At 44.8% G+C, this 26444-nt stretch carries 24 protein-coding genes; 15 read left to right on the forward strand and 9 right to left on the reverse strand.

What is annotated here, in order from left to right:
• Together ACJ751_RS16460 and ACJ751_RS16465 are read left to right on the forward strand one after the other, a co-directional pair.
• Positions 1-515 (forward strand): DinB family protein (locus ACJ751_RS16460; protein ID WP_407746610.1); only part of this gene is annotated, 515 nt, incomplete at its 5' end.
• A 190-nt stretch (positions 516-705) separates the two neighbouring features.
• Positions 706-1206 carry a GyrI-like domain-containing protein gene (locus tag ACJ751_RS16465; protein WP_407746611.1) on the forward strand — a complete coding sequence of 167 codons (501 nt, stop codon included), beginning with the start codon at positions 706-708 and terminating at the stop codon, positions 1204-1206.
• 55 nt (positions 1207-1261) lie between these two features.
• On the opposite strand, the gene galK is transcribed toward ACJ751_RS16465, so the two are convergent.
• Entirely contained in the window at positions 1262-2407 is a 1146-nt protein-coding gene (gene galK, locus ACJ751_RS16470; RefSeq protein ID WP_407746612.1) for a galactokinase, read from the reverse strand.
• Between the two features lie 67 nt (positions 2408-2474).
• Here galK and ACJ751_RS16475 point away from each other — a divergent pair, with 67 nt between their 5' ends.
• The 5 genes from ACJ751_RS16475 (at position 2475) to ACJ751_RS16495 (ending at position 9334) form a co-directional block, all read left to right on the forward strand.
• Positions 2475-3437, forward strand: a complete 963-nt coding sequence (locus tag ACJ751_RS16475) for an aldose 1-epimerase (protein ID WP_407746613.1) — start codon at positions 2475-2477, stop codon at positions 3435-3437.
• 22 nt (positions 3438-3459) lie between these two features.
• Positions 3460-4239 (forward strand): hypothetical protein, encoded by a 780-nt coding sequence (locus ACJ751_RS16480; protein ID WP_407746614.1) that lies wholly within the window; start codon positions 3460-3462, stop codon positions 4237-4239.
• A 62-nt stretch (positions 4240-4301) separates the two neighbouring features.
• Entirely contained in the window at positions 4302-5909 is a 1608-nt protein-coding gene (nadB, locus tag ACJ751_RS16485; RefSeq protein ID WP_407746615.1) for an L-aspartate oxidase, read from the forward strand.
• Positions 5910-6006: 97 nt separating this feature from the next.
• On the forward strand, positions 6007-6771 hold the full coding sequence (locus ACJ751_RS16490) for an NDP-sugar synthase (RefSeq protein ID WP_407746617.1): 765 nt from the start codon (positions 6007-6009) through the stop codon (positions 6769-6771).
• A gap of 115 nt (positions 6772-6886) precedes the next feature.
• Entirely contained in the window at positions 6887-9334 is a 2448-nt protein-coding gene (locus tag ACJ751_RS16495) for a beta-propeller fold lactonase family protein (protein WP_407746618.1), read from the forward strand.
• A gap of 82 nt (positions 9335-9416) precedes the next feature.
• Here the strand turns inward: ACJ751_RS16495 and ACJ751_RS16500 are convergent, their stop codons facing one another.
• Positions 9417-10457 carry a virulence RhuM family protein gene (locus ACJ751_RS16500; RefSeq protein ID WP_407746619.1) on the reverse strand — a complete coding sequence of 347 codons (1041 nt, stop codon included), beginning with the start codon at positions 10455-10457 and terminating at the stop codon, positions 9417-9419.
• Between the two features lie 136 nt (positions 10458-10593).
• Between ACJ751_RS16500 and ACJ751_RS16505 the strand changes: the two genes are divergently transcribed.
• From ACJ751_RS16505 to ACJ751_RS16515, 3 genes are all read left to right on the forward strand, one after another.
• Positions 10594-12057 carry a phosphotransferase gene (locus ACJ751_RS16505; protein WP_407746620.1) on the forward strand — a complete coding sequence of 488 codons (1464 nt, stop codon included), beginning with the start codon at positions 10594-10596 and terminating at the stop codon, positions 12055-12057.
• Between the two features lie 106 nt (positions 12058-12163).
• Entirely contained in the window at positions 12164-13048 is an 885-nt protein-coding gene (locus ACJ751_RS16510; RefSeq protein WP_407746621.1) for a lysophospholipid acyltransferase family protein, read from the forward strand.
• 336 nt (positions 13049-13384) lie between these two features.
• Complete coding sequence (locus ACJ751_RS16515) at positions 13385-14047, forward strand: response regulator (RefSeq protein ID WP_407746622.1); 663 nt, start codon at positions 13385-13387, stop codon at positions 14045-14047.
• Between the two features lie 108 nt (positions 14048-14155).
• On the opposite strand, the gene ACJ751_RS16520 is transcribed toward ACJ751_RS16515, so the two are convergent.
• The 4 genes from ACJ751_RS16520 to ACJ751_RS16535 all read right to left on the reverse strand — a co-directional run bounded on the left by ACJ751_RS16520 (position 14156) and on the right by ACJ751_RS16535 (position 17586).
• Complete coding sequence (locus ACJ751_RS16520; RefSeq protein WP_407746624.1) at positions 14156-15562, reverse strand: MBL fold metallo-hydrolase; 1407 nt, start codon at positions 15560-15562, stop codon at positions 14156-14158.
• A 99-nt stretch (positions 15563-15661) separates the two neighbouring features.
• On the reverse strand, positions 15662-16009 hold the full coding sequence (locus tag ACJ751_RS16525; protein ID WP_014222809.1) for a helix-turn-helix transcriptional regulator: 348 nt from the start codon (positions 16007-16009) through the stop codon (positions 15662-15664).
• Positions 16010-16114: 105 nt separating this feature from the next.
• On the reverse strand, positions 16115-16804 hold the full coding sequence (gene tsaB / locus ACJ751_RS16530; protein WP_407746625.1) for a tRNA (adenosine(37)-N6)-threonylcarbamoyltransferase complex dimerization subunit type 1 TsaB: 690 nt from the start codon (positions 16802-16804) through the stop codon (positions 16115-16117).
• 149 nt (positions 16805-16953) lie between these two features.
• Positions 16954-17586, reverse strand: a complete 633-nt coding sequence (locus ACJ751_RS16535; RefSeq protein ID WP_407746626.1) for a 3-hydroxyacyl-CoA dehydrogenase family protein — start codon at positions 17584-17586, stop codon at positions 16954-16956.
• A gap of 142 nt (positions 17587-17728) precedes the next feature.
• On the opposite strand from ACJ751_RS16535, the gene ACJ751_RS16540 reads away from it, so the two are divergent.
• On the forward strand, positions 17729-18109 hold the full coding sequence (locus ACJ751_RS16540) for a RidA family protein (protein WP_407746627.1): 381 nt from the start codon (positions 17729-17731) through the stop codon (positions 18107-18109).
• Between the two features lie 80 nt (positions 18110-18189).
• Here the strand turns inward: ACJ751_RS16540 and ACJ751_RS16545 are convergent, their stop codons facing one another.
• Both ACJ751_RS16545 and kbl read right to left on the reverse strand, forming a co-directional pair.
• The gene (locus tag ACJ751_RS16545) at positions 18190-18720 is read right to left on the reverse strand and encodes a DUF3267 domain-containing protein (protein WP_407746628.1); all 531 of its coding nucleotides are present in this window, start codon (positions 18718-18720) and stop codon (positions 18190-18192) included.
• 130 nt (positions 18721-18850) lie between these two features.
• Complete coding sequence (gene kbl / locus ACJ751_RS16550) at positions 18851-20056, reverse strand: glycine C-acetyltransferase (RefSeq protein ID WP_407746629.1); 1206 nt, start codon at positions 20054-20056, stop codon at positions 18851-18853.
• A 589-nt stretch (positions 20057-20645) separates the two neighbouring features.
• Here kbl and ACJ751_RS16555 point away from each other — a divergent pair.
• The 4 genes from ACJ751_RS16555 to ACJ751_RS16570 all read left to right on the forward strand — a co-directional run bounded on the left by ACJ751_RS16555 (position 20646) and on the right by ACJ751_RS16570 (position 23961).
• Positions 20646-21131, forward strand: a complete 486-nt coding sequence (locus ACJ751_RS16555; protein WP_407746630.1) for an RNA polymerase sigma factor — start codon at positions 20646-20648, stop codon at positions 21129-21131.
• Positions 21121-22272, forward strand: a complete 1152-nt coding sequence (locus tag ACJ751_RS16560) for a hypothetical protein (protein WP_407746631.1) — start codon at positions 21121-21123, stop codon at positions 22270-22272. The genes ACJ751_RS16555 and ACJ751_RS16560 overlap by 11 nt, the downstream gene beginning before the upstream one ends.
• Positions 22273-22300: 28 nt before the next feature.
• Complete coding sequence (locus tag ACJ751_RS16565) at positions 22301-23161, forward strand: outer membrane beta-barrel protein (protein ID WP_407746632.1); 861 nt, start codon at positions 22301-22303, stop codon at positions 23159-23161.
• Between the two features lie 242 nt (positions 23162-23403).
• On the forward strand, positions 23404-23961 hold the full coding sequence (locus ACJ751_RS16570; protein WP_407746634.1) for a murein L,D-transpeptidase family protein: 558 nt from the start codon (positions 23404-23406) through the stop codon (positions 23959-23961).
• A gap of 468 nt (positions 23962-24429) precedes the next feature.
• On the opposite strand, the gene acs is transcribed toward ACJ751_RS16570, so the two are convergent.
• Positions 24430-26346, reverse strand: coding sequence for an acetate--CoA ligase (gene acs, locus ACJ751_RS16575; RefSeq protein WP_407746636.1), 1917 nt, complete (start codon positions 26344-26346; stop codon positions 24430-24432).
• Positions 26347-26444: the final 98 nt, after the last annotated feature.

The following is a 26444-nucleotide window of genomic DNA, read 5'->3' on the forward strand; positions in this document are numbered from 1 at the left end:
ACCTGCACACACTAAATATTATTCAAATGATACGCACTATTCACTACTTTCTCGACCGCTGGAAAGAAGAAACCGAAGCAACCTTGAAGATCTTCCGCAACCTTACCGATGAATCGTTGCAGGTTGCCATTCCCGGCGGGCGCACCATGGGGCGGCTGGCCAATCATATTGTTGAAACAGTCACTGAAATGCCGCACAACCTGAATTTACCAATCAGGGAAGAATACGTTACCTATGATACTGTTGAGGAGCTGGTAACACATTATAAAAAATTCGCCGACCAACTGGTAGCCGCTATCATCAGCTACTGGACCGATGAAACTCTGGAAGAAGAACAAAACATGTATGGCGCATCATGGAAAAACGGGTTTTCGCTGTGGGTGTTGATAACTCATCAGGCCCATCACCGTGGTCAGATGACGGTGCTGATGCGCATGGCCGGGTTAAAAGTGCCGGGTGTGTATGGCCCCAGCAAAGAAGAATGGCTGGCATGGGGGAAGGAAGCGCTGGCTTAGCGGCCGAAGAAAGAGGTAAGAAGTCGGAGGTAAGAAAATTCAAGATCTTCATACTTCTTACTTCATACTTCGTATTTCTTGCTTTATACCTTTTATTTCCTTCTTCGGGTAAAACATGTCCAATTGAACCACTCCCAATCGTTATTATACAGAGCAGCGTGGGTAATCATTCACTTTAAAAGTAATTTGTATGCATATAAAAACTTATCCGCCGTTAACGGTATTAAGCAGTATACATCAAACTACCATTTCTCAAATACATGAGTTTGGTCCGGTTATGGCTGAACTCTATGCAGAAGCAGGCCGTAAAAGTTTTATCAATGGTCCGCTGCATTGGATCTATTATGGAATGGATGGGAACCCCGACACTACGTTTACGCTTGAAATAGCTATTCCGGTGAGAAAGGCATTTCAATCATCCAGATTCCAGGTAAAAGAACTTGATTTTTTCAAGGCCATCACGTTTCCGCATGAAGGCCCCTGGGAACAATTGCCCGGCAGTCATGCACAGATCATGGAGCGGCTGGCCGAACACCATATACCAGTTACCAATGAGTGCCGGGAAGTATTTCTGAACATCAACTTCGCAGAACCTGAAAAGAATATGACCGAGATTCAAATAGGGGTATCGCCAGGAAAAACACAAAACCGGTCAGGCGCCCAAAAGCGGCTCCTGCCGGTTTACATCTAGTTAGTTAACGGCCCCTCCTTGCCTCCCCAAGGGGGGAGGCAAGGAGTGGCCGTTTTTATGACAATATATTCGTGCCTTCTTCAATCTGGGTCACATACACCTCAGGCGTTATTTTAAACAGTCCGTTAAATGCAGCCTGGATCTTTTTCGTAAAGACATCCACTGCATCTGCCTGCACAATATTGATGGTACAGCCGCCAAATCCGCCGCCCATCATCCGGGCGCCGGCCACGCCGGTAATATGCTGAGCGCATTCAGCCAGAAAATCAAGTTCGGTGCAGCTCACTGAATATTTTTTGCTCAACCCTTCATGCGTGGCAAACATCAGTTTGCCAAAAGTAGTCAGGTCGTTTTTCTTTAACGCATCGCAACCAGCCAGTAATCTTTCTTTTTCATACACGATGAATGAGCAACGATCAAACACTACAGGCGGAAGTTCAGCCTGATGTTGCAGCAATTGCGCCGGCTCAACATCACGCAATGATTTTATCTCCGGATAGTGCTTTTGTAAAATGGCCACGCCCTCTTCACATTGCTGACGGCGTACATTGTATTCGCTACCAGCCAGTGAATGGCTTACCATGCTGTTCACCAGCACGATCTTGTAAGCGGGAAAATCAAACGGGATGTATTCATATTCCAGGCTGCGGCAATCGAGTTTCATTACATGGCCTTTTTTCCCATGCAGACTGGCAAACTGGTCCATGATGCCACATTTAACGCCAACAAACGTATGTTCGGTTTTTTGACCAATGAACGCCAGCTCCATACGGCTCAGGCCTAATTGAAACAATTCATTCAGCGCAAAACCATAGCCAGAGCATAATGCGGCAGAAGAACTCATACCGGCGCCTACAGGAATATCGCCATCGATCACCAGGTCAACCCCACCGATCTTTTTCCCCTGTTTCTGAATATGATAGCTCACTCCCAGTAAATAGTTCATCCAGCCCTTTTGCGGGCCGGTTATATCTAAAGAAAATGAATATGATTCGTTAAATTGACTGGCAAATACATTTACCGTATTGGTTTCGTTAGGAGCAATGGCCACGTAAATTCTTTTATCAACTGCACCGGGTAATACAAAACCCTCGTTATAATCAGTGTGTTCACCAATGAGGTTTACTCTCCCCGGGGCGCCAATGACAAGTGGTTCTTTATTAAAACGTTCGCGAAAGGCCTGCTGTATTTTTTTTAACATGCTACTATATCGTTAGATGAATTACTAATTTTAAAAAATTTTTCCGTAGGTACCTAAATTGAATACTATGAGTTTTAGCGTTTCCCGTGTTATTGAAAACGGGTTATCATTGGTTAAGCTGCAAGATAAGGCAACAAATATAATCATTACCATTCTACCTGAATATGGCGCGCTGTTGCACAGTTTTCAAATTCCCGTAAATGGAGCACACCTGAATATTATCGATAACTATTCCACCCGCGAACAGGTGGAGGAGCAACTGGGTGTTTCTTTTAAAAGCAGCAAGTTATCGCCTTTTGTTTGCCGGGTGCGTGATGGGAAATACACGCTTGAAGAAGAAGACTTTGAGTTCGCGAATAAATACACCGATGGCAATGCCATTCATGGCCTGCTGTACAATAAACCATTCAAAGTAGTAAATGAATTTGCCGACGAAAGCCAGGCAAGTGTAACACTCAGGTATCAATTTAAAAGGGAAGACCCCGGTTATCCTTACGAGTACAATTGTGAAGTCCGGTACACCCTGCTGCCACGCAGCATCCTGCAGGTGGAAACAATTGTGCTGAACCTCGATAGCCTGTCGATACCCCTGGCAGACGGCTGGCATCCCTATTTTGCATTAGGCGGCCCTATCGACAATTTTGAACTGCAGATAAGCACCGAAAGCATGCTTGAGTTGGATGACAAAATAATTCCTACCGGCAACCTCATTCCCAACAGCTCGTTGGCTGAAGGGATCCTTATCGGCAACCACCAGTTCAATAATTGTTTTGTTGTGAAACCTGTGGCTCAAAGACCCAGCGCTGTGCTATACAACCCGGCTAATGCCGTGTATGTTTCTATTTTCACCAATTCCCGGTATCCGTACATCCAGATTTATACCCCACCGCACCGGAAAAGCATCGCCATTGAAAACCTCAGTGCAGCACCCGATTGCTTTAATAATGGTATGGGATTGCAAATGCTGACGCCCAGCCGTTCACAAACTTTTACGGTTTGGTATCAGGCAGGAGTGGCTGAAAACGATTAACTTGCCCATAAATAACCACTAAATGAAGAATAAGTTTTTCAAATATGTCCTGACCGTAGCGATCTGTGTTTTTTTTGTTAGTTGCTACGAAGTGAATGAAGAGATCGAGATCAAAGCCGATGGCAGTGGCACCTACGTTACCAAAATGGATATGGGACAGTTGATTGATCTGATGCAAACCTTTGCCGGTGATGAAGAAATAAAAAAAGAAGGTTTGGACAGAGTGGTTGACACTACCATTTTCTGGAAAAGCCTGGTAGATACCGCCAAATCAATAAGCCCCGAACAAAAGGAATTGCTGAAAGACGGGAAAATGAATCTCCAAATGAACCTCAAGGAAAAGTTATTCAAAATGGATTTGAATTTTCCTTACAAAAATCTGAACAGCCTGCAACAATTAATGAGTGGAAAAGCTACCGGTGGCCAGGGTTTAGCCAATGCTTTCAAAAGTATGTTTGGCAAAGGTGACGACTCGACGGCACCAACTCCCAACGGACCCGATATGAGTGACTTTGCCGCCATTTTTGATGTTACTGTTAAAAACGGTTCTATTACAAAAAAGGTAAACGAAGAAAAATACAAAGCACTGATGAACCGGCCTGAAATGGGACAATTGAAACAAATGAATACCTCTGGCATGGAGATCCTTTATACCACTTCCATTAAATTACCCCGCCCTGCTAAAAAACCCGAGAACCCGCTTCTCACATTATCTGAAGACAAAAAAACAGTGACCATGAAATACAACTTGCTTGAGTTACTGGATAACCCTTCAAAATTTGCTTATACCATTAACTATTAAGCCGGCGGCTTAACATTGGATTAATACGCATTTTTAACTAGGTTTGAGGTTTCGGAAATACTATGCAAACTGATTTTCTTGTTATCGGCTCCGGTATTGCCGGATTGACCTTCGCACTTAAGGCGGCTCAACGTTTCCCTGATAAAAAAGTGCTTGTCATTACCAAAACACAGGCAGATGAAACCAATACCAAATACGCGCAGGGTGGTATTGCCGGTGTAACTGATTTTGAAAAAGACAGCTTCGACAAACATATTGAAGACACGCTTATTTCCGGCGATGGCCTATGCAATAAACAGGTGGTTGAAATTGTGGTGAAGGAAGGTGTTGATCGCATTCAGGAACTGATTGACTGGGGCGCCCAATTCGATAAAGAATCTGATGGCGATTATAAACTCGGCAAGGAAGGCGGTCACAGTGAATTCCGCGTTCTGCACCATAAAGATATTACGGGCCGGGAAATGGAACGGGCTATGTTGGAAGCGGCACAGAACCAGCCTAATATCGAGATCGTAAAACATTGCTATGTGGTTGACCTGCTTACCCAACACCACCTGGGTTACCTGATCACCAAATCTACACCGCATATTGAATGCTATGGGGTGTATGTGCTGAACCTGGAAACGAACCAGATGGAAAAGATCCTGGCCAACATAACTGTTTTGGCCAGTGGCGGCAACGGACAGGTTTATCGCTCCACCACCAATCCCAATATTGCAACCGGCGATGGTATTGCCATGGTATACCGCGCCAAAGGCCGTATCGAGAATATGGAGTTTATCCAGTTCCATCCTACGGCCTTGTATGAACCCGGAGCACGCGGCCAGGCATTTTTGATCTCAGAAGCCGTACGCGGCGATGGCGGCATTTTGCGCAACAAGAATGGCGAAGCCTTTATGGAACGCTATGATCCGCGTAAAGACCTGGCTCCGCGCGATATTGTAGCCCGCGCCATAGACAGCGAAATGAAGATCACCGGTACCGAGCATGTGTACCTCGACGTTACCCATATACCCACCGATAAATTCATTGAGCATTTCCCTAACATTTATGAGAAATGCCGGTCAATCGGGATCAATGTGGCTACTCAGTATATACCTGTGGTGCCTGCCGCGCACTATAGCTGTGGTGGCATCAAGACAGATGAATGGGGCCGCACATCCATAAAAAATTTATACGCAGCCGGCGAATGCGCCAGCACTGGTTTACACGGCGCCAACCGGCTGGCCAGTAACTCATTGCTCGAAGCGATGGTCTTTGCCCATCGAAGCTTTGTTGATGCTGCTGAGAAAATTAAAACAAGAGAAATAGCCGCCGAAGCCCAATCGATCCCCGATTGGAAAGCAACCGGCACTACACAACCAAAAGAAATGATCCTTATTACCCAAAGTTTGAAAGAGCTGCAACAGGTAATGAGTGATTACGTAGGTATCGTGCGCACCAACATCAGGCTGGAACGGGCGGCCAAACGCCTCGATCTGTTGTGGGAAGAAACAGAATCCCTGTATCAAACAACCGCCCTGTCGCCCCAATTGTGCGAACTGCGAAATATGATCACCGTAGGTTATCTGATCGTAAAATGCGCCCACTTCCGCAAAGAAAGCCGTGGATTGCATTTCAATACTGACTATCCGTACAAGAGTACGCTGGTACAGAATATTGTTTTATAATGATACAATGGTGGGTCGTCCGCCAGCTGGCGGACGGCTCACCTTAACCATACCAGGGTGAGCCGCCCCTTAAGGGCGACCCACCCATACTAATAAGATGAACAATCCACAATCTACTACTTCTTCTAACTCCCCCTTTAGGGGGCTGGGGGGCATGATCTTCGCCGCCGGCCTGGGTACCCGGTTCAAACCCTGGACCGACAAACACCCCAAGGCATTAGCTGAAGTGCATGGTAAAAGCCTGTTGCAACACAATGTTGAATACCTGCAGCAATACGGCATTACCAATGTAGTGGTGAATGTGCATCATTTTGCCGGTCAGATTGTTGAAGCCATCGAAAAAAACAAAGGCTGGGGCAGCACCATCACCATCAGTGATGAAACTGATGAGGTGCTGGAAACAGGTGGTGGCATTAAAAAAGCCGCGCACTTATTTACTGCAGATACTATTGTTATTATTAATGTAGATATCTTAACCGATCTCGATCTGGGCAAGCTCATTGCCTGGCACCAGCAGGAGAACCCGGTATCAACACTGGCAGTTACCAACAGAACTACTTCCCGGTATTTCTTATTCAATGACGCCAACACCTTGTGCGGCTGGCGTAATACCAAAACCGGCGAAGAAAAAATAGCCCGCACAACGGCAACGTACATACCCAAAGCATTCAGCGGCATACATGTGATCAGCAAACAATTGTTGTCACTGATCAAGCGCGAAGGAAAATTCTCCATGGTTGATGTATACCTCGATCTGGCCAAGACCTATACTATAAAAGGCTTCGATCACAGCGGCTCACGGTTTATTGATGTAGGCAAGCCCGATTCGGTAGCACAGGCTGAATTGTTATTTAGTAAATAGTCCTTGACTCCGCTCAGAACGCAAACGGTTGCGCACCTTCATATCATATTAAAAAATCATTAAGCGAGTCCGGCACAGTGACAATACAGTATCTTTATCACTTCAGATACTGAACATGAGCAAAATCCCATTCGCAGCATTTTTTATTTCGCTGATTAGCGCCTCTGTAGCAATAGCACAACCAACTCCCTATAATGCCAATACGCATGAACGGGTTACCCTTTCCAACGGGTGGCATTTAACTCCGGTTGGGCGGTCATTACCGCTGGGCGATCTTCCTTTGAATCTGGTTGTATCCCCTTCAAAAAAATACCTCGCGGTTACCAACAATGGTCAAAGCGTGCAATCGATCCAACTCATCGATGCAAAGACCGAACAGGTACTGCACAGTGAGGTAATCCCCAAAAGCTGGTATGGATTGAAGTTTTCTGCCGATGAAAAATACCTGTTTGCATCAGGCGGTAACGATAACTGGATATTACAATATGCCATCACCGGGAAAAAGCTGGTAGCTGTTGACAGCATCAGGTTGGGCAACAAATGGCCAACCAAAATTGCACCTGCGGGTATTGAAACAGACGATGCAAAGAAACTGATGTATGTGGTGACCCGCGAAAATAACAGTCTTTATATTGTTGACCTGGCCACCAAAAAAGTAGTACAACGGATACAATTGTCCGCTGAAGCCTATGCCTGCCAGTTATCGCCGAATAAAAACGAACTGTACATCTCCCTGTGGGGTGGCGATAAAGTGGTTGTGTTCAACACCACCAACAAAACAATTACCGACTCTATAGCAGTAGGCGATAATCCCAACGAGCTCTGTCTTACCAAAAATGGCAAAAGACTGTTTGTAGCCAATGCCAACGACAACTCGGTGTCAGTGATCGATGTAGCACAACATAAAGTAATTGAAACCTTCAATACGGCCTTATATCCCGATGCGCCCAATGGTTCCACCACCAATGGCCTCGCATTAAGCGCCAACGAAAAAACATTGTACATCGCCAATGCCGATAATAATTGTTTGGCTGTATTCGATGTAAGCAAACCGGTTGCCAGTGCATCAAAAGGATTTATACCTACCGGCTGGTATCCTACCAATGTAAAAGTGATCGGCAAAAAAATATATGTAACCAATGGCAAAGGCTTTTCTTCCCTGGCCAACCCCAACGGCCCCAAGCCGGTTAAAACGCAGGAAGAAGTGAACTATCAACAGGGCGATAGCAAAAAGCCTACCACTGTACAATACATTGCCGGTTTGTTCAAAGGCACGTTGAGCATTATTGACGAGCCCACTGAACAACAAATGAGCAGCTATTCGAAAATGGTGTACGACAATACGCCTTACAATAAAGAAAAAGAACTGACAACACTGGGCGAACCGGGCAATCCCATTCCCATGAAAACAGGCGATGCCTCCCCCATCAAATATGTGTTTTATGTAATCAAGGAAAACCGTACCTACGACCAGGTGCTGGGCGATATCACTACCGGCAATGGCGATCCTAAACTGGTTTTGTTTGGTGAAAAGGTTACGCCTAACCTGCATGCCATAGCCAAAGAGTTTGTGTTGCTGGATAATTTCTATGTGGATGGCGAAGTAAGCGCCGATGGCCATAACTGGACCATGGGTGGTTATGCTACCGACTACCTGGAAAAAACATGGCCTACCAGCTATGGCGGCCGCGGTGGTACTTATTCGGCTGAAGGCAACCGCGAGATAGCCAACAATAAAAAAGGCTTTTTCTGGGACCATTGCAACCGCGCCGGTGTAAGCTATCGTACATACGGCGAATTTGCCGATAACTATAAACCCAACATCCCGGTTTTAAAAGATCATTTCTGTGCTTCTTATACCGGTTGGGACCTGGCTACCCGTGATACCGTTCGCTTTTACCAATGGAAAAAAGATTTTGATTCCCTGTTGGCCAATAACCAACTGCCGCACTTTAACTCGGTTCGTTTTGGTAACGACCATACCGAAGGCTTACGCAAGGGCCGGCCTACTCCGTATGCGCATGTGGCCGATAACGACCTGGCAGTAGGTATGTTTATAGAATACCTGAGCAAAAGCCCCATTTGGAAAGAATGCGCCGTATTTGTTATTGAAGATGATGCGCAAAATGGCGCCGACCATGTGGATGCGCATCGCAGCACCGCTTATGTTGCGGGTGGTTTGGTAAAACGCCGCTATGTTGACCATACCATGTATTCCACCACATCCATGTTACGCACCATGGAGCTGATCCTGGGCATTCCACCTATGAGCCAGTACGATGCGGCCGCTACGCCTATGTTCCGCTGTTTTACCACTACAGCTGATCTGACCCCGTTCCAATCACTGCCCGCCCAAATTGACCTGAACGAAAAAAACGTAGCCCAAAATAAATGGCAGCAACGGTCTGAAGCCTTCAATCTGAAAAAGGAAGACGCCGTGCCCGACCTGGAGTTCAATATTGTATTATGGCATGGCCTAAAAGGCGATAACGTACCCTTCCCCGGTCCCAAACGGGCGGCTTTTGTAAAGCTGAATAAGGAAGCTGAAGATGATGATGATTAATTAAGTTGTACGAAATTTATTTTATATCCCTATAATCTTTGAGTTATAGGGATTTTTTATTTCCTATTGAAAATCGCCAATTTTACTTTTTGGGCTTAGGTTTGGCGGTTGGCAATTTTTGAGCAAGTTTATCAAAATCGCTTTCGAATAGACGATCCTGGTCTATCCTAAATTTTTCATATTGATCTTCCGCTAGCTTCTTCGCTATTTCATGGCTGACAGTACCAGCATTCTTCAGAATGTTATATTCGTTAAATTGTAAAAATGCATCAAGCTTTTGCACCCAGTCAGTCATACTCATAGGAATACCTCTTTTTGCCTGATTTTCGGCATAGTCGAGATACATTCCCACTATACGGTTCAATTCTTCAATCTCAGTAACTTGTAAATAATTCTTTGCGACAGCAACATCTGATTTCAGAATTTTGCCTTCGGGTGCATTCTTCCAGGTGGTTAACCCCATATTGGGCTGATTGGCATCGGCTCTTTTGTAAACGATCTCCGCAGCAGTTTGTCCGGTAATTGCCCAATGCAGTTTATTCTGTACCGTTTTATAAAAGAAAAGTGTAACATCCGCTTTGGGATCATAATCTATACTGCATTGTGCATAGATGTCGGTTATTTTCTGGTAAAATCTTCGCTCACTGGCCCGGATCTCCCGGATACGTTCCAGCAATTCATCAAAATAATCCTTGCCAAACTTTTTACCTTGCTTTAATCGCTCATCATCTAACACAAATCCTTTAATGATAAACTCCCGAAGGGTTTGAGTAGCCCAGATACGGAAACGAGTAGCTTCCATGCTATTTACTCTATAACCTACCGCAATAATAGCGTCAAGATTATAAAAATCCACCCCTCTGGCAACCCGTCGGTTGCCCTCCGTTTGAACTATCCGGAAATTCCGGATAGTTGCATCTTTTTCCAATTCTCCAGAGTTAAAAATGTTTTGCAAATGCTCGTTTATCGTTCTCACATCTACATTGAACAATTCTGCCATTTTCTTTTGTGATAGCCAGAATGTTTCGGCTTCATAGAATACTTCAATGCTGGCTTTACCGTCTGGAATGCTATATAATAGTATTTCGAATTTCTCCATCATCGCTAACCATCCTTTAAACATTAAAAATAGTTTACCCCAAGAAATTAATATTTAAATTCTTTTACTTTAAGTGAGCAGCCCTAATTGGGGAAAATTTATGCGTTTTTATGCATCCGGCCAGAAGTTATTACGTTATTTTTACTGACCTAATAACACTATGCAATCAATAATCGACGGAATCAATAAGCTCTTCAGCGAGTGGAGCGGCGCAGCCTGTGATCGTATAGAAATTTTACCTCAATCCGGCTCTGACAGGCGCTATTTTCGCATCCATGCCTCAAAAGGGACCGCCATAGCCACCCATGGCCATAACGTTCCCGAAAACGAAGCCTTCCTGTATTTCTCCCAACACTTTTATAACCAGCAGCTTCCGGTTCCGGAGATCTTTGCTCTGGGAGAAGATAAAACCATCTACCTGCAGCAGGACTTCGGCGATGTTTCTTTATTGAACCGCCTCGAAGCCGAAGGCTTTTCCGATAATATATATAACCTTTTTAAAAAGAGTTTGCACCAGCTGGCCTTATTACAGATAAAAGGCCACCAGGGGCTCGATTATACGCGCTGCCTTACCAACCAGGAATTTGGCAAACAGGCTATTATGGCCGATCTGCTGTATTTCAAATATTATTTCCTTGATGCATTGCGTAAGCCATACGACAAACAAAAACTGATCGACGATTTTGAAGCGTTGAGCACTTACCTTACGCATACAGAATATAAATACTTCATGTTCCGCGACTTTCAAAGCCGCAACATCCTGGTGTCGCCCGACGACTCGGTACACTTTATCGATTACCAGGGTGGTATGCAGGGCGCTCCGCAATATGATGTGGCCAGTATGATCTGGCAGGCTCGCGCCAACCTTCCCGATGAATGGAAGGAACGCCTGTTGAACGATTACATCGACTCCTTTGAACAAATAGTAAATGAACAGGTTAACCGCGATCTGTTCAAAAGCCAGTACAATGGGTATGTGCTTATCAGGCTGTTGCAGGTACTGGGCGCTTATGGTTTCAGGGGGTTGTTTGAACGCAAAGCGCAATTCCTGACCAGTATACCACAAGCTCTCAAAAACCTGCGTTCGTTCATCAACGACCAAAGCATGGGTATTGCCGTACCGGAATTCAGCAAAGTGTTACAGATGTGTGTAAGTGACGAGATCGTAGACCGGTTCACCCCATTGGTAGCGGATGAAGAAACCCCGCTGGTGGTGAAAGTGCATAGTTTCTCCTACAAGAAAGGCATTCCCCAGGATACCTCCGGCAATGGTGGCGGCTATGTATTTGACTGCCGCGGTATTTTAAATCCGGGCCGTATAGAACAGTTTAAATCCCAAACGGGTCGCGATAAAGGGGTTAAAGATTTCCTGGAACAACAAACCCGCATGACGGAGTTCCTGAACAGCATATTCGACATTGTTGACATCTCGGTTGAAGATTACATTCGCCGTGGTTTTGAAAGTCTTAGCGTAAGCTTTGGCTGTACCGGCGGCCAGCACCGCAGTGTATATGCAGCCGACGCCCTGGCCCGCCACCTGCGCAATAAATTCAAGGTAAAAGTGGAATTGAAGCATGTGGAGCAGGAGGCGAAGAACTGGTTAAATGGGGAGCAGAAAGCCTGAGACCCAAAGCCTTTGCCACAAACAAAACGCCCATTACAGACGTTAACTGTATTTGCTTTAGGCTTTTAGCTTTAAGCTTACACCTGTAATTGTATCTTTGCAGCCCATGTATTACTTAGTTTACGGTTTATTATACCTGTTGTCATTATTACCCCTGCGTGTATTATATATTCTGTCGGATGGCTTATATGTATTGGTATACCACGTTTTTGGTTATCGCCGCCAGGTGGTAATGGATAACCTGCAACTGGTGTTTCCCGAAAAAACGCAGGCTGAGCGCAAAAAGATAGCTAAGAAATTCTACCATAATTTTATTGACTCCTTTATAGAGACCATCAAAATGGTTTCGGCCAGCAACAGTTATATTGAAAAACGGGTGACCGGTAACTGGGAAGTGCTGAATGAACTGCACAAAACCGGGCGCAGTTGCCAGATCCATCTGGGCCATACCTTTAACTGGGAATGGGCTAACCTGGCTGGCGCCAAAGAAATGAAGTATACCTTCCTGGGTGTGTATATGCCCATTAAGAACCAGTCGCTTGACCGGTTGTTCAAAAAGCTGCGCTCAAAATCAGGCTCCGTATTGATACCTGCCACGGAAATGCGCAAATCCATGATTCACTGGCGTCATGAGCAATATTGCATTGGACTGGTGGCAGATCAGGCGCCTTCAAACCCCGATAAATGTTTCTGGTTAAGCTTTTTTGGAAAGCTCACTCCGTTTGTTAATGGCCCCGAAACCGGTGCACACAGCGGTAACATTCCCGTTGTATTTGCCAATATTGAAAAACCACGCCGTGGTCATTACAAAGTTGTATTAACCCTGGCTGAAGATCAACCTGCTACACTTCCAAAAGGACAACTCACTCTGCGGTATGCCCGTTACCTGGAAAATGTTATCAGGCAACAACCCGATATGTGGCTGTGGAGCCACCGTCGCTGGAAACGGGAATGGAAGGAAGAATACAATAAGTTATTGATTCATGATTAAGATCACCTTTTCTAACTAACTACACGTTCCTGATTTAATAAAAACTTCACGTTACAAAGCCTTAAGGCACTGCTGCGTATCAGGTAACGCAATGGAACTCTTAATCCTGATCAATTTCTCGGCAGTGTTATAACGATAACTATAACGAATAGGTTAAACGGGCAGATTTAACATTGCTGGATCGCAATGAATATATTACTTTTGGTTAAGGTCCAGGTAAAGCAGAACCAGGCCTGATTAGTCAGTGCACACATCATCAACCCTACCAGTATCCCATCAATAGGAACTACAGTTACTCTTCCCTACCCTTTTCCTCACATTAAACCCTTAACCATTATGCTTAAGACTAATGCCAGCGTGGCTATTGTAAATGACCACATTCTGCTACGCAACGGACTTGTAAATTTTATCCGGGGCCTCGAAACCTACGCCATCCTGTTTGAGGCAAACAACGGAAAAGATTTTATCAAACAATTACTCCCCAGGTACTTACCGGACATTGTATTACAGGACATCAATACGCCGGAAAGAGATGGTTACGAAACAGCTCTTTGGCTTAAACGTAATTACCCTGGCATTAAGATCCTTGCCTTATCGCAATACGATAACGAGCATTCGATCATTCGAATGATGAAAAACGGCAGCAAAGGTTATATCCTGAAAGATATCGACCCCTTGCAGTTCCGCCGGGCGCTTGACTCGCTTTTGCGAAAAGGTTTTTTCTACTCGGAATTGATCACTGGTAAACTCATTCATGCTGTTAGTCAATTAAATGAATCGGAAGAAGCACTAAAAAGTATTGTTTCACTGAATGCGCGGGAAATTGATTTCCTGAAACTGGTTTGCTCAGAAATGACCTATAAGGAAATTGCTGAAAAAATGTTCCTTAGCGCCCGTACGATAGACGGTTATCGCGACGCGTTATTTGAAAAGTTGAATGTAAAAAGCAGGGTTGGACTTGTATTGTTTGCTATCAAGACCAATATTGTGAACGTATAGAGGAAGTCAGATCAGTCAGTGGATCAGTAAGTCATGTTAGTCGGAAAGTCAAATGAGTCAATAGTAGGGTTGACTCATTTGACTTTTTTGACTGAACAATTTATTTGATTAGTTTAAGACACTGGTGTCCTTCACGATCTCAATGCCTTGTTGTAAACGTATGGCGTTAAATCCACCCAATACATTCCGCAGGTTGTGTATGCCCTGCCGCTTCATGAGCGATGCAGCTATTACACTGCGGTAACCACTACCGCAATAGAGGTATAAATTCTGGTTCTCTTCAATATTGGCCATAGAAGCCGGATCGGTGAGCTCATTTAAAGGTATATTTATGGCGCCGCGAATATGACCATCGGCAAATTCGGTTTCACGTCGTACGTCTACCGCTATCAGGTGATCGTCGTAAGGCAGGTCCATTGCCAGTTCATCTACTTCCACATCAATGATTAAGTCAATTTCTTCTCCCGCCTTGCGCCAGGCTTCTACCCCACCCGCCAGGTAACCATGTATTTGCGAAAAACCAACACGGGCCAATCGCACTACACTTTCTTTTTCCTGGCCTTCATCTGTCACCAGCACAATAGGTTTATCAAATGGCAATAAACTACCGGCCCACTCGGCAAAACGGCCTTCAAGACCAATGCTTATGGAACCAGGCACAAAGCCTTTGGTAAACTCACCCGCGCTCCGGGTATCGAGGAGGATGTTTTCCTCATCTTCGAGCCATTTCTTGAGTTCGGTCAAGCTCAAAGGAGTTAGCGCTGTCTCTAATATCTTCTCGAGGCTATCATAGCCCTCTTTATTAATTTTTGCATTGATGGGGAAGTACAAAGGAGCGGCCGGTAAATCGGCTAATACTGCCTTTATGAACTCGTCTTTCGTTTGAGGCTGCAGGGCATAGTTGTTTTGCTTTTCTTCCCCTATTGTACTTGAAGTGGCGGGTCCCAGGTTCTTGCCACAGTTGCTACCAGGGCCATGGGCCGGGTATACAATTACATCATCGGGCAAGGTGGCAATCTTTTGGGTTAAGGAATCGAACAGCATCGTAGCCAGCTCGTACTTGTCCAAATTGCCACTGCTCAGGTCAGGCCGGCCTACTTCACCCACAAATAAAGTATCGCCGGTAAATACCGCATGTGCTTTCCCGTTCTCATCGCGCAGCAGGTAACAGGTGCTTTCCACCGTATGCCCGGGGGTGTGCAATACCTCAATGGAGGCTTTGCCTAAAGGAAAGCTTTCACCGTCCTTCGCCAGATGAATGGGAAAACTGGTTTCGGTTTTAGGACCGTAAACGATGGGGGCGCCGGTGGCTTTTTGCAGATCGAGGTGGCCGCTGACAAAGTCGGCGTGAAAATGGGTTTCAAGGATGTATTTGATCTCAGCATTCCGTTCCTGGGCAAGCTGAACATAACTGTCAATGTCCCGGAGGGGGTCAACTATGGCCGCAACACCATCACTTTCAATGTAATAGGCTGCTTCACTCAAACAGCCGGTATACAGTTGCTTAATAAACATGTAGTCTTATTTTGGTGCAAAGGTATACCATAACAAGTTAACCCGTAGCCTTTTGAGCTACAGGTTAACCTGTTTTACAAATTTGTTGTCTCCGTCTTATCAGATGTTGAGGTCGTCCACGCATTTCATGATGTGAGCAACCCGTGAACTGTTAACAGAATAGTAAATGAATTTACCATCCCGGTCAGTTTTCACGATGCCTGCCCTACGTAAAATTGCGAGGTGCTGGGAAGCAACGGACTGCTCCAACCGCAGACGTACATAGATCTCCGTCACGGTAAGACGCTTGTTCTCATCGATCAGTTTAACGATCTGTTGACGCAGCTTGTGGTTCAAGGCCCGAAGTATCATCGCCGCCTTTTTCAGGTTCAGGAAGTCAACTTTTACCGATTCACCATCCCCACCATCTGCATTTAAGACCATGGAGTAATTGGTTGTTACGTTCATGTGCACATCAGAGCTTTTAAGATATTTAATAGGATAACGCTAAAGATCAAATTTACAAGAAAATTGATATGCTAGGGAGCAAAGGGGGATAAAAGTTTCATTTGGTCATTTTTTGGTATAAGTGTAAAATTCTTTTAGATAAACGGGCTCAGTGTACGCCAAGTTGGCAAAATTCTGGCTCAAATGCATACTGGTGGCTAGTTTAGCAAGTGATTTAGCAATATCAAGTTTTTCATTTATAAATAGAACGTTAGGATACCTGCTTACATTTTTCCACTTAAAGCTGCCATTTCCAAAGCATACCAACGATCGGTTATTTAACGCTTCTTTAAAACTTAATTCGTCAAGGATCATCGCTTTAGGGGCTACGATCTCCTGTAACTGCTCATCATACACTGCAGTAAACACTTCCATGCGGCGGGCATCTATCATTGGACAATAACACAGCGGTGGCGTCATATGCGAAGCTTCACTACCCAGTTGATTGATGGCTGCATAAGCCATTACCTGCAGGGTATTAATTGTTATGAGCGGTATTTGTAGTGCGAAACATAATCCCTTAGCCGTTGCCATGCCCACGCGCAAGCCGGTATAGGAGCCGGGTCCGGCGGTTATGGCTACGGCCTGCAGCTGCTGCATGGCTACTCCTTTTTGATGTAATAAGTTGTTTATAGCCACCTGTATCCAGGCTGCATGGTCCTTCTGGTTATCATTAGTAAGCGTACCTATAACTTCTCCGTTTTCCGCTATGGTTACACTGGCCTGGTCGGTAGCTGTATCTATGCTTAATATCATCTTCTTTGTATAAAAAGTTACTTCCTGGTTTTAAATATCGGCTGCAAGCAAATACAGATTGCGTTGCCGCATCGCGGTTCTGCCTCGCCCACCGAAGCTTTAGCGTAGGAGGGCCCTTTGCCTTCTGCCCTTTTGCCTACTGCTCCGGCTTAGCCGAGATCGACTGCCTTTTGAAGTGCAGGCGCCGGTGTATAACGTGCATCCACATGGCTTAATTCAGTCAGCAGTTCATACACCCGCGTCAATCCTATTTTTTCGCTCCATTCAAATGGACCATAAGGATAGCTGGTACCCAGCTTCATGGCAATATCAATTTCCTCCCTGGTGCTTACCTGTGCGCCCAATGTATAAAACGCTTCATTGATAATGGTTGCCAGCACTCTTGCCGTGATCATTCCGGGAATATCAGGCGCCACTACATACTGCCATTGCCACTGTTCAAAGATGGTTTTTATCGATGCTTCGCTAACAGTAGCAGGCAACGCTATTTCTGTTACAGGCCGCTGTAATAAACCAGGCCAGGCATTTATCCGAATAAAGTTGGCGCCTGTTTTATTTGTTGTCCAGGGAACGGCATTCACTATTACCGGCTTCGGCTGCAACCGTTTCAACTGTTGTGTTCTTTCTGCGTTCAATTCAAACAACAGATCCATATACACATCGGCATCAGCAATGGTCAATGAACGAACGGAATCAACCCAAACCACCGTAATGGCTTCCGGCAGCTTTTTGGTCAGCAATTCCTGTTTTAATACCTCGTCGGCTAAAATGGCCACTGTCATGGGCTTGTGAATTTACCCGCAAAGAAAGATTATTTATCGGGAATGGTGAACAGAAAGGCAGAGGGCAGAAGGCAGAGGGCAGAAGAAATACAGACAGTCTTCTTCTGCCCTTTGCCCTTTACCTTTTGCCGTATATTTGGCCATGCAAAAGAATATCATCTCTACCACCCAGGCGCCAGCTCCTATTGGCCCCTATAGCCAGGCTGTACAGGCCGGTAATATGTTATTTATTTCAGGTCAGGTGCCCATCAACCCTGCTACCGGCACCGTAGAGGCTACCGATGTAGCCGGCGAAACCGATCAGGTTATGAAGAACCTGCAGGCGGTTTTAACCGAAGCAGGCTACGACTTCAGCCATATTGTAAAAACTACCATTTTCCTGAGCGATATGTCGCATTTCACTGCCGTGAACGAAGTATATGGAAAGTATTTTACCGGTAATTACCCGGCCCGCGAAACCGTAGCGGTCAAAGGGCTGCCCCGGAGTGTGAATGTGGAGATAAGTATGATCGCTGCAAAATAACCCTCAGCAACTATTATAAGCCAAATGAGTCAGTAGCCATTGCTGACCACTGACTCATTTGACTATTTTAATTGATTGCTTTATACAAAGTGCGAGATGAGCAGTTTTGGCAATTCAATGGCAACGCCAATGCCATACAACAGGTCGAGCCAGAAAAAGCTTCCTATAGCGCCCAGGTAAATTAACCCCACAATCGGGAAACCCACTACTTTCACCAATAAGTTAGTGTCTTTATCTTTCAATGCCCGCCAGATAGAGTTGGCATCGCCCGTACTGGGAAAGGCATGCATGGCGATTGACACACCCAGGTATATTAACAGGTATTCGACAAAACCGGCATTATCGAAGCCAGACACCGGCAGAGCGGCTGGCAGGGCAATTAAAGCGCCAAGAATGGTGTTCAGGAAAAACGGCCCGATACTGATCATGATGCTTTGCCATTTATTGGCGGGTACTTCATGAAGTACATAGCCGGCGGGGTTGCCAAATTGAAAATACACCACTTTAAATACTGGAACTTTATACAAACGGCAAAACAACTGATGAGCCAGTTCGTGAACAACCACGCCAGGGAAGGTTATGGCGCTAATGACAGGGCCGGGTATAAACATATTTTTAGTTTAGGGTTAATCTTTTTGGTCACCCAAAATATAATTTATCCTTTACCGGTGCAACAACCGCAAATAAAAAGTCCGGAAGACGTTTCTCCCGGACTTGTATATAAAATTTTCAACGTTTCAATTAGTTAACTTTCTCAGCCGTCTTCAGCACCCCCAGTTCTTTACCAATTTTGGCAAATGCGGCAATGGCTTTGTCAAGGTGGTGTTGTTCGTGCGCTGCACTTAATTGCACGCGAATCCGGGCCTGTCCTTTGGCCACCACGGGATAAAAGAAGCCGATTACATAAATTCCTTCATCGAGCAATCGGGCTGCAAAATTCTGGGCTATAACGGCATCGTATAGCATAATAGGTACTATAGGATGGTCGCCTGGTTTTATGTCGAAACCGGCCTCCGTCATTTTGCTGCGGAAGTATTTGGTATTGAATTCGAGTTTATCGCGCAATTCGGTGGTTTCGCTCAACAGGTCCAACACGGCTATGGAAGCGCCCACAATACCCGGCGCCAGGGTATTGGAGAACAAATAAGGGCGGGAACGCTGCCGCAACATATCGATCACTTCTTTACGGCCGCTGGTAAAACCGCCCGATGCACCGCCCAGGGCTTTACCCAGGGTGCCGGTGATGATATCAATTTTTCCCATTACCCCCCGGTATTCGTGGGTGCCACGGCCTGTTTTGCCCAAAAAGCCGCTCGAGTGGCTTTCATCGATCATAATGGCGGCATCGTATTTTTCAACCAGTGCAACAATAGCATCCAGCTGGGCAATAGTGCCATCCATGCTAAAGGAGCCATCGGTAACCACAATGCGGTTACGGCATGATTGCGCCTCTTTCAGTTTCTCCTCGAGGTCGGCCATATTATTATGCTTGTAACGGAACCGCTGGGCTTTACATAAGCGCACCCCATCGATGATGGATGCATGGTTCAGTTCGTCGGAGATAATAGCATCCTGCTCATTATACAACGGTTCAAACACACCCCCGTTGGCGTCGAAGGCAGCTACATACAGGATAGTATCTTCAGTACCCAAAAAGGTGGATATTTTTTGTTCCAGTTCTTTATGAATATCCTGGGTTCCGCAAATAAACCGCACACTGCTCATCCCGTAACCCCGGTAGTCGACATATTTCTTGGCGGCTTCAATTACTTTTGGATGCGATGATAATCCGAGATAGTTATTAGCACAGAAATTAAGCACCGTTTTACCATTCACAGTGATCGCGGCGCCCTGCGGCGACTCAATTATCCGCTCTGTTTTGTATAAACCGGCAGCTTTTATCTCAGCCAGCTCATCGGCCAGCCGTTTTACTAATTTGTCATTCATGGAGCATGTAGTTTTTGTAATGTTACAAATGTAATAATTTGGGCAAGTAAAATATTTATCCACCCCTGCTTAATCGTTGTTTCAACAGTAACAGCCTAACACCTTCATATCGTATTACTTAATTTTTCCATCCGGGAAAACAACATACCACTTTGTGGTAATTCTAACTTTTTCTTAAAAAAACTGTAACAAAAGTCCAATAACTTCGTCTTATAATATCAAAACGTTGCATTATGTGGAAGAAAACCTTTATCCGTTCAACCCTCATACTATTGGTGGCTTTGGCTGGTATATTTGTTTTTGCCACAACGCATCCTTCTAAAAAGCCTGTCAGTCATGATTGCCTGAAATCAGTTAAGGATTGCTGTAACAGTAATAAAACCCAAAGTAATTTTCTTATCTGGGAATCATTGAGCCGGGCAATAGCAAATGCTCAATTTTAAACTTATGACAATCAACGTTTCTATATAAAGTCCCTCCGACGTGTCGGGGGGATCTTTTTTTTAATTTCCCTGAAATTCCCTGTAACTTTTTATTACCCTGGTTCGTTCCACCTTTACACAAACAGAATAACAGACAGGTTCTGCTTATGACCGAAAAAGAGTATAATCAATGCGTAGCTGAGTATGCGGACAACGTGTACCGGTTCATCCTTAAAAATCTTCGTCACGAAGAGGATGCCCGGGATGTTGTTCAGGGCGCGTTTGAGAAAATGTGGCGGAACCGGGCAGATGTAGATAATACCAAATGCAAAAGTTATTTGTTTACGGTTGCATATAACCAAATGATAGACCATTTGCGTAAAGTGAAACGGGTACATTTGCGCGATGAGTTTAAAGAAGAAACGCAGGTTTTAGACAAACCTATATACAACACCCGTAAGATCCTGGAAGAAGCATTGAGCCGGTTGAACGAAACACAACGGTCACTGGTATTGCTGAAAGATTATGAAGGGTATTCGTATGAAGAGATCGGACAAATTACCGGGTTGAACGAAAGCCAGGTAAAAGTGTATCTTCACCGCGCCCGTATACAATTAAAAAACTATCTGGTAAAACCTGAAAATGTCATTTAACTGTTACTATATAAGAACAGCTGATCTCAACTCCCACAGCGGCGGTGGCCAGGGAGTTGTTATTACCCGTGACAATTACGAGGTGTTTTTCGTCATGTATATAGATGATGAGTTGAACGCCGCAGCATGCGAGGCAGTGGAACAATTCGTTCAACAAAACCCCGACCTTGAAGAGGAACTGGTGATGTTACAGCAGTCGGTTTTACGGCCTGATAACAGCATTGTTTTTAAACAAAAGGAAAACCTGTTCAGACATTCAGCCGGCGAAGTGATCAATGAGGAGAACTGTGAAGAATATTTCGTTTTATATGGTGATGATGAATTAACAAATGAAGAAAAAGACAAAGTAGAACAGTTTGTTTATAAACATCCGCAATACCAGGCAGATTTTGAATTGATTCAACAGGTAAAGCTAGTGCCGGATAACACGCTCGCTTTTCCTGATAAAACTTATTTGTATCGTTCAGAAGAAGACGACGCGCGGGTGATCGCCTTCCCCTGGTGGCGGTTTGCTGCTGCAGCCGTTACCTTACTCATTATTGGCGGCGGGGCTTTTTATCTTTCAACACATTATTTTGCGAACAGGAATTCAGTAGCTGTAGTGAAGCCTGCAAAGCCAACAATGAAAGTTATATTGCCAGTTGGTCCTGATCCAGTGCCATCTGCTGATGAAGTAGAGACCCCAGTAACGGATAATACGGAACCTGCAAACAGTGATCGATCTGTGGCTAAAACCACCATCAGGAAAAATATTTCAAAACAAAGTAACATTCAGCCACCATCATACGTACAACAAGAAAAGAAACAACAACCGGAAGAGGATCCTGCAGGTGAAAACGAACAATCCTTATCCGCCCGGTCGGTTGATGTAGCGGTTAGCAAATTGTATAAGCAGCCTGAAGTTACAGGCACTCTTATTACAAACACGATCAGCAACTCAATAGCAGCTAATACAGCCGCCGTTCAACCAGATGAAGAACCAGATCAATCACAACATGCTGTATTAACAGCATCAGTGAATAAAACGCCATTAAGAGGATTTTTTAGAAAAGTATCACGGGTAGTTGATAAAGTTACCAACCCCGATGAAAATGGCAAAGGAGGCATACGTATAGCCAACCTTGAATTTGCCGTAAAATAATACCATTAAATAGTTAAAATCAACAAAGATGAAACAGGTAATTATACTCCTGATCGGGATCAGTATGTGCTTAACCGGCCTGGCCCAAACCGATTCAACCGCGAGGACACCAGGCACCAAAGATTCAACCGTTACTGAAAGTGACACCATTCGGGTGGGCGGAATGATAATTATTAAAAAACGCCGTAACTACGATGATGATAATAATAACGAAGCAAAAACTTACCACCGCAATACCAAATCTTCGCGCGTAAAAACCAACTGGGGGATCGTGGACCTTGGTTTTGCCAACTATAACGATCAAACCGATTACAAAAGCAGCGCCGTACAAAGCCCCGCAGACGGATTCGCTCCCGGCCTTGGTAAAGACCAGTTTAAATTACGCCCCGGCAAATCAGTGAACGTAAACATCTGGGCCTTTATGCAAAAACTGAACATAGCTAAAGGCATTGTAAACCTTAAATACGGATTGGGGGTGGAATTAAACAATTACCACTATAAAGAACCCATACTGTATCGCACCAGCCCCACCCAGGTGGTGCTCGACAACTCACGGAACTACACAAAAAATAAACTCGCCGCCGATTATGTAACCATTCCTGTTATGCTGAATTTCAATTTCACGCCACATCGCAAACATGGCTATGGGTTTAGTGTAGGCGCCAGTGCCGGCTACCTGTATTCGAGCCGGCAAAAAACCATCACCAACACCGATGGTAAACAAAAAGAACACGACGATTTTGATCTGAAGCCATGGAAGCTGTCGTATATAGCTGAATTAGGCCTGGGCCCGGTAAAAATATACGCATCGTATGCCGCTGTAAGTATGTTTGATAAGGGCCTCGATCAACGCCCCTACAATTTTGGATTGAGATTAAGTAACTTTTAGCATACAATAACATAGCCATGAACAGCAAAACGTCCTGATTAAAGTCGGGACGTTTTTTTTATTATTTGATTTTCAATGGCCTTATTTTTGCACACTGAAAATCACAAAAAAATTGTGTTAAAAGACCTTTCCAAAAAAATAAATGGGGGGCCATACCGTTCTGGTATGTGGCCGAATAAACTTTTTCAGTTTTAAACCCATTCATCATTGCTTGGTCTTTACGCTTAAAACCAGGTTTACTTATGAAATTTAAGTGGCTTATCGCAGGCCTTATTGTTATTGCTGTTTCAGGTTTAGCAGCTTTTAAAACCATCGAAAGAAAGGTTATCAGAAGAAATTTATTCAGATCGAAGCCTGTAGGCGAATTGTATTTGATAGTTGACAAATCTGATTATGAACTGAAGGTGTATGACGCTGAGGGCTGGTATGCAACCTATCCTGTAGTATTTGGCAATAAAGATCTTTCCGATAAGCTCATCGAGGGTGACCGCCGTACGCCGGAAGGCACATTCAAAATACTTTCTAAAAGACCGCATCAGAAATGGCATAAGATGCTTATGCTCGATTACCCTACACCCGAAAGCTGGGCCAAATTCAAAGAACGTAAAGCGAAAGGCATCATTCCTCAAAGTGCAAAAATTGGCGGTGGCATAGCCATACACGGCACCTGGCCGCACGACGAGCTGGTGGTGGATGATTTTACCAACTGGACCAATGGCTGTGTAGCATTAAAAAATGAAGACCTCGACGAACTGGATGGGATCGTTGACATTGGCACCAAAGTAATTATTCAAAGATAATTTCATTTCATAGCATACAACATTGATGTAGTTTCGTAAACACCCGGCCTTTAGGTGTATATCCTTATGCCAGGCAGGTTTTTTTACGCAGATTAACATAGTACTATTACCGGATGGTCTTCTATTTTTGGGACGCAGCAACTTTCCGGGTTATTTTATTGTCATGTTGATATTTATTAGCGGGTTTAGCCCAACCTAGTTATCCATTTGGACCGTATATTGCATAGGCAACCAGTCCCGTCCGCCGTTGGCGGACCACGAAGATGTGAGACAAAAACAATCCATACAAGGACATTGGCTTTAGAAAACGGTCAATGTTTCCGTCTCTATGAAGACCCCACATACTCCAGCCAGTGGGGTTTTCTTTTTTCCTCAACTATTTATTTTCCGCTTCTTATACATTATGGTGAAAAAAAATCCACCAAAGAATTACTCCTTTGGTGGATAGCATCTTTGCTTATTTATTCTTTACAACCTTCCTTTGGCTATTTCATCTACAACAGCAGGATCCAACAAGGTAGAGGTATCGCCCAGTTTATCCACTTCGCCTTCGGCAATCTTGCGTAAGATGCGGCGCATAATTTTACCACTTCTTGTTTTAGGCAGCCCGCTTACAAATTGAATTTTATCGGGCTTGGCAATGGCGCCAATGATGCGGGCAACTGTTTGGGTAATGTCCTTACGGGCCAGGGCATCATCGTTACCATGCGCTCCCTGGTAAATAACAAAGGCATAAATGCCCTGTCCTTTAATATCATGCGGATAGCCTACCACGGCGCTTTCCACCACACCGGCGTGCATGTTAATGGCATTCTCCACTTCAGCCGTACCAATCCGGTGACCGCTTACATTCAGCACATCATCAACCCGGCCGGTTATTCTGTAATTGCCCACTTCGTCACGCAGGCAACCATCACCGGTAAAATACAGGTTTTCATACGTAGCAAAATAGTTCAGGCGGCAACGCTCATGATCACCATAAGTAGTGCGCAGGATCCCTGGCCAGGGGAATTTGATACAAAGATTACCACTCACTGAATTACCGGTAATTTCTTTCCCGTTCTCATCTACCAGTACCGGTTGTACGCCAGGTAATGGCAGGGTGGCATGGGCAGGTTTGGCCGGGGTTACACCCGCCAGATTGGAAATAAGAATGCCGCCGGTTTCTGTTTGCCACCAGGTATCAACAATAGGACACTTCTTTTTCCCGATATGCTCATCGTACCAATGCCATGCTTCTTCATTGATGGGTTCACCTACGGTACCCAGTACTTTCAGGGAATCGAGGCTGCGGCCTTTCAATGGATCGAGCCCAAAGCCCATTAATGAGCGGATGGCTGTTGGCGCGGTGTACAATACATTAACTTTGTACTTGTCTACTATTTCCCAAAACCTGCCGGCATCGGGCCAGGTAGGAACTCCCTCAAACATCAGCGAGGTAGCGCCGGCGCTTAAAGGGCCATAAACAATATAACTGTGACCGGTTATCCAACCGACATCAGCCGTGCAGAAATGCACATCGCCTGGCTGGTATTGAAATACATTTACAAAGGAATAATTGGTATACACCATATAACCCCCAACAGTATGCACTACTCCTTTGGGTTTACCGGTTGAACCGGAAGTGTATAAGATAAACAGCATGTCTTCCGCATCCATTTCCTCAGCCACACACTCGGGATTGCCTTGTGTTTCCACCCGTTTGATCTCATCTTCCCACCATACATCGCGGCCTTTTATCATGGATACCGCCGTGCGGGTCCTGGTTAAAACGATCACCCGTTTTACAAAGGGGCATTGTACAAGGGCATCGTCAATAACGCCTTTTAATGGAATTTCTTTATTGCCTCTGAATGCGCCATCGCAGGTAACTACAAATTCAGCTTTGGCATCCTGCAAGCGGTCGGCAATGCTTTGTGCGCTAAACCCGCCAAATACTACAGAGTGAATAGCGCCAATACGTGCACAGGCCAGTACGGCAATAGCCAGCTCAGGCACCATACCCATATATATACAAACACGGTCGCCTTTTTTAACGCCGTTGTTCTTAAGTACGTTGGCAAACTGACACACTTTGGCGTACAGATCGCGATAGGTTAATACCCGGTGATGTTCATCGGGATCGTTCGACTCCCAAATGATAGCAGGTTTATTACCTATTGTGTCGAGGTGACGATCGATGCAGTTTTCGGTAATATTAAGTTTACCGCCGGCAAACCATTTAATGGTTGGCTTTTTAAAATCCCACTCCAGCACTTTATCCCATTTTTTACGCCAGTAAAAAGTAGAAGCTATTTCACCCCAGAAGCCTTCGGGATCGTTTACACTTTTTTCGTACGCCGTTTTGTATTGGTCCGCTGTTTTTATCTGATAAGGATATGACATAACAATCTGTTTCCCTTTTAAAATTAGGGTGTCAAATTACGAATAAAAAGGCACAAGAAAACAAGAATCAAGGTACAAGCGCTCAACCTTGAGATCGC

The organism is Niastella sp., assembly GCF_045805085.1.
Lineage (GTDB): Bacteria > Bacteroidota > Bacteroidia > Chitinophagales > Chitinophagaceae > Niastella.

Bases quoted from the DNA above. Each gene is read 5' to 3' on its own strand.
- ACJ751_RS16465 (WP_407746611.1), top strand. From the start codon at position 706: ATGCATATAAAAACTTATCCGCCGTTAACGGTATTAAGCAGTATACAT.
- galK (WP_407746612.1), bottom strand. From the start codon at position 2,407: ATGTTAAAAAAAATACAGCAGGCCTTTCGCGAACGTTTTAATAAAGAA.
- ACJ751_RS16475 (WP_407746613.1), top strand. From the start codon at position 2,475: ATGAGTTTTAGCGTTTCCCGTGTTATTGAAAACGGGTTATCATTGGTT.
- ACJ751_RS16480 (WP_407746614.1), top strand. From the start codon at position 3,460: ATGAAGAATAAGTTTTTCAAATATGTCCTGACCGTAGCGATCTGTGTT.
- nadB (WP_407746615.1), top strand. From the start codon at position 4,302: ATGCAAACTGATTTTCTTGTTATCGGCTCCGGTATTGCCGGATTGACC.
- ACJ751_RS16490 (WP_407746617.1), top strand. From the start codon at position 6,007: ATGAACAATCCACAATCTACTACTTCTTCTAACTCCCCCTTTAGGGGG.
- ACJ751_RS16495 (WP_407746618.1), top strand. From the start codon at position 6,887: ATGAGCAAAATCCCATTCGCAGCATTTTTTATTTCGCTGATTAGCGCC.
- ACJ751_RS16500 (WP_407746619.1), bottom strand. From the start codon at position 10,457: ATGTTTAAAGGATGGTTAGCGATGATGGAGAAATTCGAAATACTATTA.
- ACJ751_RS16505 (WP_407746620.1), top strand. From the start codon at position 10,594: ATGCAATCAATAATCGACGGAATCAATAAGCTCTTCAGCGAGTGGAGC.
- ACJ751_RS16510 (WP_407746621.1), top strand. From the start codon at position 12,164: ATGTATTACTTAGTTTACGGTTTATTATACCTGTTGTCATTATTACCC.
- ACJ751_RS16515 (WP_407746622.1), top strand. From the start codon at position 13,385: ATGCTTAAGACTAATGCCAGCGTGGCTATTGTAAATGACCACATTCTG.
- ACJ751_RS16520 (WP_407746624.1), bottom strand. From the start codon at position 15,562: ATGTTTATTAAGCAACTGTATACCGGCTGTTTGAGTGAAGCAGCCTAT.
- ACJ751_RS16525 (WP_014222809.1), bottom strand. From the start codon at position 16,009: ATGAACGTAACAACCAATTACTCCATGGTCTTAAATGCAGATGGTGGG.
- tsaB (WP_407746625.1), bottom strand. From the start codon at position 16,804: ATGATATTAAGCATAGATACAGCTACCGACCAGGCCAGTGTAACCATA.
- ACJ751_RS16535 (WP_407746626.1), bottom strand. From the start codon at position 17,586: ATGACAGTGGCCATTTTAGCCGACGAGGTATTAAAACAGGAATTGCTG.
- ACJ751_RS16540 (WP_407746627.1), top strand. From the start codon at position 17,729: ATGCAAAAGAATATCATCTCTACCACCCAGGCGCCAGCTCCTATTGGC.
- ACJ751_RS16545 (WP_407746628.1), bottom strand. From the start codon at position 18,720: ATGTTTATACCCGGCCCTGTCATTAGCGCCATAACCTTCCCTGGCGTG.
- kbl (WP_407746629.1), bottom strand. From the start codon at position 20,056: ATGAATGACAAATTAGTAAAACGGCTGGCCGATGAGCTGGCTGAGATA.
- ACJ751_RS16555 (WP_407746630.1), top strand. From the start codon at position 20,646: ATGACCGAAAAAGAGTATAATCAATGCGTAGCTGAGTATGCGGACAAC.
- ACJ751_RS16560 (WP_407746631.1), top strand. From the start codon at position 21,121: ATGTCATTTAACTGTTACTATATAAGAACAGCTGATCTCAACTCCCAC.
- ACJ751_RS16565 (WP_407746632.1), top strand. From the start codon at position 22,301: ATGAAACAGGTAATTATACTCCTGATCGGGATCAGTATGTGCTTAACC.
- ACJ751_RS16570 (WP_407746634.1), top strand. From the start codon at position 23,404: ATGAAATTTAAGTGGCTTATCGCAGGCCTTATTGTTATTGCTGTTTCA.
- acs (WP_407746636.1), bottom strand. From the start codon at position 26,346: ATGTCATATCCTTATCAGATAAAAACAGCGGACCAATACAAAACGGCG.